Source organism: Paenibacillus sp. T2-29, assembly GCF_052921365.1.
In genome coordinates this window covers 222,358-236,197 of the sequence record NZ_JBREVE010000008.1, presented here as the reverse complement: position 1 = coordinate 236,197, position 13,840 = coordinate 222,358, and the positions used below count along the sequence as shown (strand labels likewise).

Here is a 13,840-nt window from a genome sequence, read left to right as displayed (position 1 = left end):
GTTGGGGGTGGAAGTGCAGTAATGCATGGAGCTGACCAATACTAATCGGTCGAGGGCTTATCCTAAAGATAAGACGCAAGGAAGTTTCGGATCCAGTTTTCAGGGTGTAACACCTTGGAATTACGCTTGATATTCAAATTCACTTTGCTGATAATCTGAATATCTTGTAGAATTTCACTAAGCGAGTCCATTCATATGGAGAGATACCCAAGTGGCTATAAGGGGACCCTCTGCTAAGGGGTTAGACTGCGAAAGTGGTGCGAGGGTTCGAATCCCTCTCTCTCCGCCATTTAGGACAAGCTAGTGAATTATGTTATGGCGGTGTAGCTCAGCTGGCTAGAGCGTACGGTTCATACCCGTGAGGTCGGGGGTTCGATCCCCTCCGCCGCTACCATACATACCCAGGAGGCTTAGCTCAGCTGGGAGAGCATCTGCCTTACAAGCAGAGGGTCGGGGGTTCGATCCCCTCAGCCTCCACCATTGTGCCGGTGTAGCTCAACTGGTAGAGCAACTGACTTGTAATCAGTAGGTTGGGGGTTCAAGTCCTCTCGCCGGCACCATTTTTTTTGAAAAATATAGGGAACTGTGGTGTAGAGGCCTAACATGCCTGCCTGTCACGCAGGAGATCGCGGGTTCGAATCCCGTCAGTTCCGCCATTTTTCAGTTTAATATTTTCACCGTACTAAAGTGGGAAGGGGTATCCCTCCGCACTTTATTTTTTTGTCAATGGATATGGCTCGGTAGCTCAGTCGGTAGAGCAGAGGACTGAAAATCCTCGTGTCGGCGGTTCGATTCCGTCCCGAGCCACCTTTATATGGAGGATTAGCGAAGTGGCCAAACGCATCAGACTGTAAATCTGCTCCCTTACGGGTTCGGTGGTTCGAATCCATCATCCTCCACCAGTTTTATGAGCCATTAGCTCAGTTGGTAGAGCACCTGACTTTTAATCAGGGTGTCGAAGGTTCGAGTCCTTCATGGCTCATCAGAAGTCATCAACTATAAGTTGATGGCTTTTTTTGTATTGTTTTAAGTTATGTTTTTATATAGCTTTTTGTTTTAAGGTATCGACAGGTTATAATAAGTTCATTATGTTCGCTTAGTGTTTATCTATATTCTAAAAAAAGTGAAGTGGTGATCGCGTGACTTTGGATACAGAGTGGATTCAGCAACAGCTTCAGAATATAATTCAAGCGCCTTTTACCATAGTGCCTTGGTGCCCAGAAATGATGGCAGAAGGAGAAACAACGGATTCAGTCATACCGGATAGATCATTTGTTAGTGAGAATAAATTATATTTTCCGTTTCGTGCATCGGCAGGTGAACTGGCTGCTTTTGCAGTAGAGGCCAGATACTTGTCGGATCGAGAACGGAAGTTGATAGAAGCGCTACTGGGGAACATGGAACAAGTTTGGCACAATGGTCCAAGCTTGTCGGTCAACCGGGCTTATAGCGAGGAAGAGCGGATGAGTCGTTTTGGACAATGGCTCATACAGCAGGCAGCCAACCTAAACAGTAAAGAAGAGGTTCCTGCTGTATTAGAACTTCGTGATCCGCTATCAGCGTGTATGGTGCCGTTTTTGCTAAATGGTGAGGGAACACAGGATGGAGCTATTACCTATACGCAGCTTCATCGATTGTTAGCGAGCTATTTTGGAGGGGATGTGCTGCTTACTCCATTAGACGAACAATCTTGGCTGATTCTCGCTAAAAAGGAGCTTTTATTAGGAGCCGACGATGAACGGGATAAAGATATTGAGACCAGAGAGGCAGATTTTGCGGAACCGCTGGAGGAGGTACTTACGGCTTTTAGCTTGGGGTTATATGAACTTATAGCGAATGAATGGGTCGGTGTATTCCATTTGGCGATTTCCAAGCCCTCGATCCTTTTGCAAAGTCTTCCCCACGAGCTGAATTTATTATGGGAGACGATCCATCTTGGCAAGCTTTTTCATGTAACAGAGCACATCCACCTTTCATGGGAGCTTCATTTGGAGAGACTGTTAAATCGCATTCCCAAGGAACAACGTGTGCTATTTTTGGAGCAAGTAATGAAGTCATCTGTCATACTGGAAGACTCAGAAACGATGGCTACATTGGATATCTTTTTTCAACTGGATTGTAATGTGAGTGAAACAGCCAAGCGTCTGTATGTTCACCGAAATACGTTGATTTACCGTTTGGACAAGATTAAACAGGAGACCGGATTGGACGTGAGGACGTTTAATGATGCGGTTTTGGTCAAACTATATCTGCTATTGTACAAAGTGACAAAAAGGAAATAGCATTTTTGTGCAGTTTGCGAATAGTCATACTTTGGGTACTAGGGTAAGATACAAGTAGAAAATGTATTCGATTTCAAAACTTGACCTTGGGGAGGCAAAAGCTATGGCTGGCGTACGTTTAGAGCATATTTTTAAGAAATATCCAGGTGCAGAAAAAGCTACGGTTGTTGATGTCAATTTGGACATTCAAGATAAAGAATTTCTCGTATTGGTTGGTCCTTCCGGTTGTGGGAAGTCTACTACACTTCGTATGATTGCTGGTTTGGAGGAAATTTCAGACGGTAAATTGTACATTGGTGATCGTGTTGTGAACGATGTGGCTCCAAAAGACCGCGATATCGCGATGGTATTCCAATCCTATGCCTTGTATCCGCATATGAACGTATATCAAAATATGGCTTTTGGTCTGAAGCTCCGCAAGGTTAAAAAGGAAGAAATTGATAAACGCGTACGTGAAGCGGCTAAAATCCTCGATATTGAGCATCTGCTGGATCGCAAGCCGAAAGCGTTATCAGGTGGTCAGCGTCAGCGTGTTGCCTTGGGACGTGCGATTGTACGTGACCCACAAGTCTTCTTGATGGATGAACCGCTGTCCAACTTGGATGCCAAGTTGCGTGGTCAGATGCGTGCGGAAATCACGAAGTTGGCTAAGCGTCTGGAAACGACCGTTATCTATGTAACACATGACCAGGTTGAAGCCATGACGATGGGTGATCGGATTGTAGTTATGAAGGATGGTATCATTCAACAAGCTGCATCTCCGGATGAACTGTACAACCGACCAGTGAATCTGTTCGTAGCTGGTTTTATCGGCTCCCCTACGATGAACTTTATCTCGGGTAAGCTGGTTGAAAAAGAAGGTGCATTGCATTTCACAGCACCAGGTCTGGATCTGTTTGTACCTGAAGGTAAGGGACAGATTTTGAAAGCGAAAGGCTACATTGGCAAAGAAGTGATCTTGGGCATTCGTCCTGAGGATATTCATGAAGAGCCTGTATTCTTAGAGGCTTCTCCGAACACGATCTTTACATCCACTGTGGATGTAACGGAAAACCTCGGTCATGAAATGCTGTTGTACCTGAGCGGTGCCGGAAACGACACGATTATTGCCCGTGTAGACGGACGTTCTAATACTCGTGATGGTGTCAAAGCGAAGTTGGCTGTTGATATGAACAAAGTTCATATTTTTGATAAGGAATCGGAATTGAGCATTCTGGTTGGCGAATAAGATCAGCCTCTGGAAGAGAGTCGCAGTTTTCCCCAAGCGGAGAACTGCGACTCTTTTGTATATGATATCCGCTACTAGCTTTGGCATTGCATTCAATGGAAAATTCCGATACGATGGGTGTACAATGGTGCAGGTCTAGACTCAGACAAGGTTCGTTGGCATAAGTCCTAGATTGGGGCTTGGAGGTCCAACTGTCGGGATAGGGATAGCCTGGAATCCTATTGTTAAATCAAGTGAAGTGTGGACTCATTCAGGATAGACTGCGTGGGTTTGTATGGTTAATAGAATAATGCTACATAAATCAAATGGCGTATAGAATCCGGTTTTTGCAGATGAAGGAGAGAATACAATGGCTAAACAGGTAAAGGTATCCGAGCTTGTACAGCAGTTTCAAATGGAGGTTATTTCCGGTGAAAAAGGTCTACGCAGACTGATCACCGTGGACGATTTGAATCGCCCAGGCCTGGAGATGGCCGGGTATTTTGAGTATCATACACAGGAGCGGGTACAGCTTTTGGGAAGGTCTGAGCTGGCTTTTCTGGGTATGCTGCCTCCTGAGGAGCGACGGGATCGGATGGAGCGTTTGTGTACAGAGCTGACTCCATGTATTATCATCACACGTGGCCTGGAGGTACCGGCCGAGTTAGTGGAGGCAAGCGCAGAGCGAGATATTCCTGTACTGCGAACCAATATGGCGACGACGATTTTATCAAGCCGGATCACAGGTTTTCTGGAAAGAAAGCTGGCACCTACGGCGACTATTCATGGTGTACTGTGTGACGTGTATGGCGTGGGAATGCTTATCACTGGCAGTAGTGGAATTGGTAAGAGTGAAACAGCACTGGAACTTGTTAAACGTGGGCATCGCTTGGTAGCAGATGATGCGGTAGAAATCCGGCAAACGTCCGACTTTCAGTTGCATGGAACAGCACCTGAACTAATTCGTCACCTGCTTGAAATTCGTGGCGTGGGCATTATTAATGTGATGACACTGTTTGGTGCTGGTGCAGTTCGTAATAATAAGCGGATTACATTGGTTGTCCGTCTGGAGGCATGGCAACAGGACAAGCAGTATGACCGTCTCGGTCTCGATGAAGAAACCACACGCATTATTGATACAGATGTTCCACTCGTTACGATTCCAGTACGTCCGGGCCGAAATCTGGCTGTTATTATCGAGGTAGCGGCCATGAACTATCGGTTGAAACAAATGGGCGTTAATGCAGCTCTGCAATTTACAAACAAGCTGACTGCGACGATTTCTGAAGATATGGAAGAGATGGATTAAGGTTCGTTCGGTTGCAAGGAAGAACAAGGAGTGAGAGAAACATATGTCAACGGCAACATTACTGCTGAATCCGATTGCTTTTTCAATCGGGGCAATCAAGGTCCATTGGTATGGGCTTATTTTGGGGCTGGCGGCACTTGTGGGTTTATATCTCGCCATCCGTGAGGGAAAAAGATTCGGTATTCCGCAGGAATTCTTTATGGATATGCTGCTTCTGGGTGTTCCATCGGCCATTATTGGAGCGCGTATTTATTATGTAGCCTTCAAATGGGAAGACTACCGAGATAATCTATGGGATGTCTTTAAAATTTGGAACGGCGGTATCGCGATATATGGTGCCTTGATTGGTGCCATTATATGTGCGGTTATTTATTTCCGCTATAAAGGGTATAACTTCTGGCGTATCGCTGATATTTGTGCGCCGGGTCTATTAATCGGTCAAGCGATTGGACGCTGGGGTAATTTTGTCAATCAAGAGGCTTACGGTGGACCAACAGAAGAGACTTTTTTGCGCAATCAGCTACATCTACCGGACTTCATTGTGAATCAGATGAACGTTAACGGGGTGTTTCACCACCCTACGTTCCTGTACGAATCGTTATGGAGTATTGTAGGCGTGATTTTGCTGCTTGTGATTCGCCGGATGAAATTTGTACGTGCAGGTGAAATGTTTGCATTTTACTTCATTTGGTACTCTATTGGTCGCTTTTTCATCGAGCGGGTGCGGACGGACAGCTTGGCCTTTCAGGGACCGGACTGGCTGGCTTCCTTTGTGAATGCTCTGTGGTCCCCTATGGTATGGCTAGGGTTTGAACCGGGGTACTTGGATCCGAATTACGGTAACGTACGGATCTCACAGTTGCTTGCTATTTTCATCATTGTAGCTGCTGTGATTTTCATCTTGGTTCGTCGTCGGAAGGGCTCAGCCGTTGCGAGATATGACGACCCGATTGTCTCCAGCAAGACAGGGATTGATCAGGTACCTGATGTGACGCCAGAACAGGTGTCCCGTCCTGGACAGGATGCGGTTTCTCCAACTGCCACGGCGGATAAGCTATCTAAGGAAGACACGGATGAGGACAAGAAGGAGCATCTATGATAAATACGATTTTGTTTGATTTAGACGGTACCATTATGGATACGAATGAGTTGATTATCAGCACATTTTTACACATTTTGAACCATCCAGATGCTGATCCGCTAACGCGGGAGCATATTATTCCTCATATGGGGGGAACGCTGGACGATCAACTCCGTACTTTTACGGGATTAACGGATGTATCTGGGCTAGTTAAAGACTACCGTGCTTATAATCAAATTCATCATGATCAAATGGTGAAGCCATTTCCACATGTTATTGAGGTTATTCAGGAGCTGCGCGCACGAGGAATTAAGCTAGGGGTTGTGACAACCAAGATACGACCATCCACGATGCGTGTACTTAACCTGTTTGATCTGACTTCGTCTATGGATTACATTGTGACGGTTGACGATGTGGAACATCCGAAGCCTCACGCGGAGCCAGTGCTCAAGGCTTTGGCAGGTTTAAATGCTAAAGCGGAACATACGTTGATGGTTGGTGACAGTTCCTTTGATATTTTGTCAGCTCAGGCGGCAGGTGTGAAATCTGCTGGGGTGGTCTGGTCGCTCAAGGGTGAGGAAACTCTGCGCGGATATGGACCAGACTACATGCTATATGATATGAGGGATTTGCTGAAGCTGGAGCTTCAAGGTGTCAATGTATCGTGAGAAAGGTGAACCGCTATCCTGTAGAAGGTCCCAATGCGTTGTGGCAAATTTATCGGACGGTGAGCCCTTGGAAAGGCGTTAAGAACTTCATTTTCATACAGATTGCCCGGTATTGTCCTGTGCTTTCTCTGAAAAATGTTATTTACCGCAGAATGCTGGGGATGAAGGTTGGGCAACATGCCGCCTTCGGTCTGATGGTGATGGTGGATGTTTTTTTTCCAGAGCATATTACAATCGGGAACAATTCGGTCATTGGATATAACACGACCATACTGGCTCATGAATACCTTATACAGGAGTATCGCATCGGTAAAGTGGTGATCGGGGATCGTGTGCTGATCGGCGCAAACACAACCATATTGCCGGGTGTTACCATCGGTGACGGAGCTGTGGTAGCGGCCGGAGCGGTTGTGCATAAAGATGTACCGGCAGGTGCATTTGTAGGCGGTAATCCGTTGCGTGATTTAAGACGCTCTGGTGTGGATGAAAAGTAAATAGCACGATAAGAAAGGCCCCTTATGTATTAAGGGGTCTTTCTTGTGCTGTTTTTCTGTATAATAAGTGGGGTAATGCATATTGGTTATGTTTAAAAATTGATAATAAATATTTTTGCAAGGCGATATGGGAGCGTGTTGATTTGGTCAAAAAAGAACGTATACCAGAGCTTGATATTTACCGGGGAATATTAATTGCGGCCGTCATTACCATTCATGCGACTTCAATGGCATTGATTGATGCGCGTCATTCTCTATTGTTTTATCCCTTTTTATTTTTAAATATTTTTAGCAGCTTTGCAGTGCCTGTATTTATTTTTGTGAGCGGTTTTGTTTTATTTTACAATTATGTCGATCGGCCACTTCGTGGAAAGAGTATGCTTTTGTTTTTTCGAAAAAGACTGATGTTTATTGTGTTACCCTACGTTTTATTTTCTCTTATGTACTATTTGACCTTGGTGACACGTGGGTTGATGCCGCTTAGTGATCTCCCGCTCGTGCTGCTAACGGGAAAGGCGTATACGCATTTGTATTATGTCATTATTATCATCCAATTTTATTTGGTCTTTCCGCTACTGTTGTGGGGAGTGCAGCGTTTACGTCATTGGATATCGAGTCCACGGAGAGCAGCTTTTGTCATTTTGGCAGTAGGGTTGGTCATTCAATGGGGGTTTGTACTGCTGAACAAATATGTTTGGCAAGAGGAGAGAGGAAGCCTTGCGATTACGTATATCAGTTACTTTGCCTTGGGTGCCGCTGTAGCGATTGGATATGAAGGGTTTAAAAAGTGGCTTTTTCCAGTCCCAGGTACGGTAATGGGTCGCGGCCAGTTGATCAGCTGGTGGGCCTTGTGGGCGGCTTGGTTATTACTCGGGATCGTTTATGTACAAATATGGTTTATAGCCTACCGCAAAGCCATTTATGCGGAATCGCTGGTCTATGAACTGCTACATAATGCATATGCTCTTGTATCTGCATTGGTGCTGTTTCAGTTATCGGTTTTATTATATCGTCATACTAGTGATAGACTGCGAATGTTCATCAGTTGGCTGGGAGCATGTTCTTTCGGTATATATTTACTTCATCCGGCGTTATTACGAGTGTATCGCAAACTGGATTTGCATGGTACACCGATAGAATATGTCTTCTCTGTTGCTGGCGGATGGGTGTTGGCGCTGTTTGGATCATGGCTGATTGTGACGTTGTTTTTTCGATATGTACCATTTTCATGGATCGGTTTGGGTACAGTTCCGAAGTTTCCGTTCCAGAGTAAAGATAAAGAGGCAAATTGTTAAATATTTTGACTTAGACTGTTGGCTTAAGGCTGACAGTCTTTTTTTTAGGATTCATGCATTTTGCATTGGATAAAATATGGAGAGGGGCAGCGATTGTCTAAGCTGTAAAAATGGGCTGCTTCGTTTGGTTGACGTTCATAAGTAGGGCATGATAATATATCGAATATACTTTAGTTTGTTAGCACTTTACCATGATAAAGATATTGAAATCATGAGGTGATAGAGATGTCTAAGCCAAAAGGATTCGAGATTCCTATAGGGGTTCGGGATTACCTTCCACGTGCAGTGTCGAAGCTGCGGGCTATTGAACTGAATGTACTCGCATGTATGGAACGTTGGGGTTACCGTCAGATTATGACGCCTACGATGGAATACTACGATACGGTAGGAGTAGCTAGCTCTACTTCTGATCGGAAGCTGTTTAAATTGCTCAACAACCGAGGGACTACGTTGGTACTTCGTTCTGATATGACTGCTCCAATTGCACGGGTGGTATCTTCGTTGCTAAAGGAAGAGGAAGTACCGCTTCGCCTTTCCTATCACGCCAATGTATTTCGAGCGATTGAGGAAGAGGCAGGAAGAGAGGCAGAGTTTTTTCAAACAGGCGTGGAGCTGGTAGGGGATGACTCGCCTGAGGCTGATGCAGAAGTGGTAGCATTGGCCATTGCATCATTGCAGGCAGCGGGTGTTACCTCTTTTAAAATTGCCATGGGACATGTGGGATTCCTGAACGGGTTATTTGAGGAGATCATTCCAGGTCGCCAGGCTGAACAGCAGGCGCTAAAAGAACTGTTGCTCAATCGTGATGTAGTGGGCTACCGAACGGCGATTGAAGCTTTAGGTTTGGCGCCCGAGCATCGCGATAAGCTGGAGGCCATTCTTCGGCTGCGTGGCGGGAAGGAAATTTGCGAGCAGGCTACCCGCCTTAGTGTAGAGCAGCAGACGCTTCAAACCATTGCACATTTATGCGAGGTGTGGGAAGTCCTGGAGGCATACGGCGTATCTGAGCATGTGTTAATTGACCTTACCATGATCGGGGATTTTTCATATTATACAGGAATGACTTTTGAGGGCTATGCAGCGGAAATCGGGTTCCCGGTATGCAACGGAGGTCGTTATGACAATCTGCTTCAGCAGTTTGGGCGATCTGTACCAGCAACGGGATTCGCATTGAAGACGAACCGAATCGTCGATGGTGTGGATGGTATTGCAATTGAGACGAAGCGTCCTGTACTTATTCGTTATGACGAGCAGGAACGTCGAGAGGCGTTATCTGCAGCGGCACAGCTACGTGCAGAGGGGCTTAATGTGGTGACAGGACTCACGGGGGGGCCGGAAGATCGACGTCGTGAGCAGCAGGATCTGTACGCAGAGGTATACAGCTATACAGCTGAAGGAAGACAGCCAGTACAAAGGAGGGAATTGCCATGACGGAAACATTGAAGGTAGCCATGCCGAAGGGACGGATTTATAAGCAGGCTTCCAAGTTGTTTCGCCAGGCAGGGGTTCCAATTCCACTGGATGTGGACGAAACCCGCAAGCTGGTCATTCCATTGCCTGAACTGGGGATGGAATTTATTATGGCGAAGCCCGTGGATGTTCCTACGTATGTGGAGTACGGTGCAGCTGACATCGGCATTGTAGGTAAGGATGTTTTGCTGGAAGAAAACAAGGATGTATATGAGCTACTGGATCTGGGGATTGCCCGTTGCCGGATGTCGGTGATTGCTTTACCCGATTGGCAACCAGGTATTCGTCAGCGGGTCGCAACCAAATATCCAAATGTGGCTTCCCAGTATTTTCGGGAGCAAGGTCAGCAGGTGGAGGTCATTAAGCTGAATGGCTCCATCGAGCTGGCGCCGTTAATTGGTCTGGCAGATCGCATTGTAGATATGGTGGAGACGGGGCAGACCTTGCGGGAGAACGGATTGGTTGAGCAGATTAGCATACTGGATATTACCAGTCGTTTGATTGCCAACCGGGTCAGTTACCGGATGAAAAATGGTCCGATTCAGGCATTGTGTGATCGATTGCATCAGGTGATTCCAACTGAAGTAGTACCGAAAGGTTAAAGGAACGGAGCAACGGTTAAGGAGCATTCTGCAAGCAAGCAGCAGGTAAGGGGGAATGAGCAAATGAAGATCGTAGCAGCCCGTGATTTCAATCTCCAACGAGAGGTAGATTACGGAACACCTGAGCAAAACGAGGCTGTGCGTACGATTATTCAATCGGTACGCCAAGAGGGAGATGAGGCTGTCCTGCGGTATACAGAAATGTTTGACGGTGTATCGCTGACAGCGGAGCAGCTTCGTGTGACAGATGGAGAATTAAAGTTGGCCTATGATAAGGTAGAGCCTTCATTTATACAGGCGATTCGAGAAGCGGCCGCTCATATTCGCGCTTTTCATACCAAGCAAAAGCGTAACTCATGGATAGATTTACAATCAGATGGTAGCTTGCTCGGTCAAATCATCCGACCCTTGAAACGTGTAGGCGTGTATGTTCCAGGTGGTAAAGCTGCCTATCCTTCCTCGGTATTGATGAATGTTATTCCAGCTCAAGTGGCTGGAGTACCGGAGATCGTCATGGTGACACCCCCGGCGACAGGCGGCAAGGCAGGGATCGACCCCTATACACTGGTAGCTGCGGCAGAGGCTGGTGTAACGGAAATATACAGGGTTGGCGGAGCGCAGGCTATTGCCTCGCTTGCATACGGGACACATAGTATTGAACCGGTTGATAAAATTTGCGGTCCCGGCAACATTTATGTAGCGCTGGCGAAGCGAGAGGTATACGGTGCAGTGGATATCGACAGTATTGCGGGACCGAGTGAAATTGTCGTATTGGCAGACGACACGGCGAATCCCTCTTATGTAGCGGCCGACCTACTTTCACAGGCGGAACATGACGAAATGGCCTCAGCCATTCTGGTTACGCTTTCGCAACGCTTGGCCGAAGAAGTATCAGCCGAGTTACAGCGCCAATTGGCGGAGTTGCCGCGCAGAGATATCGCTGCTGCATCGGTGGAGGCATACGGAGCCATCATTGTCGTTGACAATTTGGAAGAGGGCATCCGTATTGTCAACCGGCTTGCGCCAGAGCATTTGGAGATCATGACAGAGCAGCCGATGGAGCATATGGGGCTGATTGAAAATGCGGGAGCTATTTTTCTGGGAGCGTACAGCTCAGAGCCGGTAGGCGATTATTTTGCCGGACCTAATCACATCATTCCGACGAATGGAACAGCGCGCTTTTCTTCGCCAGTGGATATTGATGATTTTATCAAGAAGTCGAGTATGATCTATTACAGCAAGGAAGCACTGCTCCGCAATGGAGAGACCATTATGCAGCTTGCCCGGCATGAGGGGCTGGAAGGCCACGCACGGGCGATACAAGTTCGATTGGACAATGAGAAGAAGGCGGTGGATGGCGATGGGGAACGAAAATAACAAAGCAGAGCGTACAGGCAGTGTCAGCCGGAAAACGAACGAAACAGACATTCAGCTGTCATTTGCAGTAGACGGGACAGGGCAGGCCGAGATTGAAACGGATGTTCCTTTTCTGAATCACATGCTGGATTTGTTCACCAAGCACGGACAATTTGATCTAAATGTACAGGCCAGAGGGGATGTGGACATTGACGATCATCATACCGTCGAGGACATTGGTATCTGTCTGGGGCAAACCTTGCTGGAAGCATTGGGTGATAAAAAAGGCATCAAGCGCTATGCCAGCGTCTTTGTACCGATGGATGAGGCACTCGCGCAGGTTGTTATTGATCTGAGCAATCGACCTCATTTTGAGTATCGCGCAGAGTACCCGTCTCAGCAGGTAGGCAGCTTCTCGACAGAGCTGGTGCATGAATTTCTATGGAAATTTGCATTGGAGGCTCGCATGACGCTGCACGTCATTGTTCACTACGGGCAAAATACCCACCATATGATTGAGGCGGTGTTCAAAGCGCTGGGGCGTGCTTTGGATGAGGCGACCTCCATTGATCCGCGCGTGACAGGGGTGCCTTCAACGAAGGGAGTGCTGTAGTCCATGTCCATTGCCATTGTGGATTACGGCAGAGGGAATCTGCATAGTGTGAGCAGGGCGGTTGAGCGCCTTGGCTATGAGGCTGTAGTGACAGGAGATGCTCAAGTGATTCGTGCCTCTAGCGGTGTAATTTTGCCGGGTGTAGGGGCTTTCGGGGACGCGATGGAACATCTGCGTTCCAGCGGATTGGATCGGGTTATTCAGGAGGTTGCAAGTGCTGGACAACCGCTGCTCGGTGTTTGTTTGGGAATGCAGCTATTGTTCACTCGTGGTGAAGAATACGGCAGTCACGAAGGACTTAATATATTACCAGGCGAGGTCGTTCGGTTTGCTCCTGATCTGGGCGTTAAAGTGCCACATATGGGCTGGAATCGTCTGCATATCACCCAGCCAGAGCATCCGTTACTGCAGGGCTTGGAGGAAGGGCATGTGTATTTTGTGCATTCCTATCATGCAAAGCCGGAGATCGAAAGTGACCTGCTGGCAGTAACCGACTATGGTGGACCTGTAACGGCTATTGTTGGCAGAGGCCATGTATACGGTATGCAGTTCCATCCGGAGAAAAGCGGAGAAATGGGGATGCGTCTGCTTCGTCAGTTTTTGGAATTGGCGGAAGCGGAAAAGCGAGCATAACTACTTAAACGTTTGTGTTAGTAGGCTCAAATTTGGGCGTTGATGGGTGTGAAGGTATATAGCTGTTGATTAGTTCATAAGGGGGTCATACTTTGTTCACGATATACCCGGCGATTGATATTCGCGATGGCAAATGTGTACGACTGGTACAAGGTGATTATAACCAGGAGACAATATACAACGAAAATCCGGTGGAAGTAGCACGAGAATGGGAGCGCTTGGGCGGCTCCTACATTCATTTGGTTGATTTGGACGGTGCCAAAGCAGGTCAACCGGTGAATGATGCGCTCATTGGACGGATTGCTTCTGCGGTGCAAGTGCCTGTACAAGTGGGCGGCGGCTTACGTACGCTTGAGCATGTGGAGCGGCTGTTGTCGCTGGGCGTGAGCCGAGTGATTTTGGGCACGGCAGCTATTGAGGATCGTGCTTTTACGGAAGCGGTATTGGGGACCTACGGTGATCGGATCGCCATCGGTCTAGATGCGCGAAATGGCTATGTGGCTACGCGTGGATGGCTCGAAACCTCGGAGGTTCGAGCAGATGAATTGGCTGCTGAGTTGGCCTCCAAGGGAGCGGAAACATTTATTTTCACAGATATTTCCCGTGACGGCATGATGCAGGGCCCGAATGTGGAGGCAATCGCAGCGCTTGCCAAAAGCAGTGGACGAACCGTGATTGCATCCGGCGGAGTCAGCAAGATGGATGATCTAATCACACTGAGCACCTATGCGAAAGAAGGCGTGGGCGGAGCTATTGTGGGTAAAGCATTGTATACAGGGAGCATTGATTTACAGGTTGCCGTACAAGCTGTAGCAAAGGCATAGGGGGAG

General features: G+C 47.4%; 13 protein-coding genes and 8 tRNA genes. All 21 read left to right on the top strand.

The genetic code is table 11. The features are described 5' to 3' along the window. The first annotated feature begins 197 nt into the window (after positions 1–197). The 21 genes from ACU1JV_RS21040 (at position 198) to hisA (ending at position 13,834) form a co-directional block, all read left to right on the top strand. Positions 198–289, top strand: a tRNA-Ser gene (locus tag ACU1JV_RS21040). Between the two features lie 28 nt (positions 290–317). After that, positions 318–394: transfer RNA gene (locus tag ACU1JV_RS21035), tRNA-Met, on the top strand. 10 nt (positions 395–404) lie between these two features. Then, a tRNA-Val gene (locus tag ACU1JV_RS21030) sits at positions 405–480 on the top strand. Positions 481–484: 4 nt separating this feature from the next. After that, positions 485–560: transfer RNA gene (locus ACU1JV_RS21025), tRNA-Thr, on the top strand. 19 nt (positions 561–579) lie between these two features. Further along, positions 580–656: transfer RNA gene (locus ACU1JV_RS21020), tRNA-Asp, on the top strand. 78 nt (positions 657–734) lie between these two features. Further along, positions 735–807: transfer RNA gene (locus tag ACU1JV_RS21015), tRNA-Phe, on the top strand. A gap of 9 nt (positions 808–816) precedes the next feature. Continuing rightward, positions 817–902: transfer RNA gene (locus ACU1JV_RS21010), tRNA-Tyr, on the top strand. A 7-nt stretch (positions 903–909) separates the two neighbouring features. After that, positions 910–982, top strand: a tRNA-Lys gene (locus tag ACU1JV_RS21005). Between the two features lie 157 nt (positions 983–1,139). Further along, positions 1,140–2,282 (top strand): PucR family transcriptional regulator, encoded by a 1,143-nt coding sequence (locus tag ACU1JV_RS21000; RefSeq protein WP_413987300.1) that lies wholly within the window; start codon positions 1,140–1,142, stop codon positions 2,280–2,282. A gap of 103 nt (positions 2,283–2,385) precedes the next feature. Beyond that, entirely contained in the window at positions 2,386–3,510 is a 1,125-nt protein-coding gene (locus ACU1JV_RS20995) for an ABC transporter ATP-binding protein (RefSeq protein ID WP_019685783.1), read from the top strand. A 349-nt stretch (positions 3,511–3,859) separates the two neighbouring features. Further along, complete coding sequence (gene hprK / locus ACU1JV_RS20990) at positions 3,860–4,798, top strand: HPr(Ser) kinase/phosphatase (protein ID WP_013308232.1); 939 nt, start codon at positions 3,860–3,862, stop codon at positions 4,796–4,798. A 43-nt stretch (positions 4,799–4,841) separates the two neighbouring features. Then, a complete protein-coding gene (lgt, locus tag ACU1JV_RS20985) occupies positions 4,842–5,897 on the top strand; it encodes a prolipoprotein diacylglyceryl transferase (protein WP_413987301.1) in 1,056 nt (351 codons plus the stop codon). Continuing rightward, positions 5,894–6,547: a pyrophosphatase PpaX gene (gene ppaX / locus ACU1JV_RS20980; RefSeq protein WP_413987302.1), complete on the top strand. Its 654-nt coding sequence runs from the start codon at positions 5,894–5,896 to the stop codon at positions 6,545–6,547. The genes lgt and ppaX overlap by 4 nt, the downstream gene beginning before the upstream one ends. Continuing rightward, positions 6,544–7,041, top strand: coding sequence for an acyltransferase (locus ACU1JV_RS20975; RefSeq protein ID WP_013368793.1), 498 nt, complete (start codon positions 6,544–6,546; stop codon positions 7,039–7,041). Before ppaX ends, ACU1JV_RS20975 begins: the two co-directional genes overlap by 4 nt. 143 nt (positions 7,042–7,184) lie before the next feature. Further along, positions 7,185–8,336, top strand: a complete 1,152-nt coding sequence (locus ACU1JV_RS20970) for an acyltransferase (protein WP_413987303.1) — start codon at positions 7,185–7,187, stop codon at positions 8,334–8,336. Positions 8,337–8,561: 225 nt separating this feature from the next. Further along, a complete protein-coding gene (locus ACU1JV_RS20965) occupies positions 8,562–9,767 on the top strand; it encodes an ATP phosphoribosyltransferase regulatory subunit (protein WP_013368796.1) in 1,206 nt (401 codons plus the stop codon). Continuing rightward, complete coding sequence (gene hisG / locus ACU1JV_RS20960; RefSeq protein WP_013368797.1) at positions 9,764–10,408, top strand: ATP phosphoribosyltransferase; 645 nt, start codon at positions 9,764–9,766, stop codon at positions 10,406–10,408. The genes ACU1JV_RS20965 and hisG overlap by 4 nt, the downstream gene beginning before the upstream one ends. A gap of 63 nt (positions 10,409–10,471) precedes the next feature. Beyond that, positions 10,472–11,785: a histidinol dehydrogenase gene (hisD, locus tag ACU1JV_RS20955; protein ID WP_413987304.1), complete on the top strand. Its 1,314-nt coding sequence runs from the start codon at positions 10,472–10,474 to the stop codon at positions 11,783–11,785. After that, complete coding sequence (hisB, locus tag ACU1JV_RS20950) at positions 11,769–12,377, top strand: imidazoleglycerol-phosphate dehydratase HisB (RefSeq protein ID WP_013368799.1); 609 nt, start codon at positions 11,769–11,771, stop codon at positions 12,375–12,377. Before hisD ends, hisB begins: the two co-directional genes overlap by 17 nt. Before the next feature lie 3 nt (positions 12,378–12,380). Further along, complete coding sequence (hisH, locus tag ACU1JV_RS20945; RefSeq protein ID WP_129548524.1) at positions 12,381–13,010, top strand: imidazole glycerol phosphate synthase subunit HisH; 630 nt, start codon at positions 12,381–12,383, stop codon at positions 13,008–13,010. A gap of 92 nt (positions 13,011–13,102) precedes the next feature. Next, positions 13,103–13,834 carry a 1-(5-phosphoribosyl)-5-[(5-phosphoribosylamino)methylideneamino]imidazole-4-carboxamide isomerase gene (gene hisA / locus ACU1JV_RS20940; protein ID WP_013368801.1) on the top strand — a complete coding sequence of 244 codons (732 nt, stop codon included), beginning with the start codon at positions 13,103–13,105 and terminating at the stop codon, positions 13,832–13,834. The last annotated feature ends 6 nt before the right edge of the window (positions 13,835–13,840 follow it).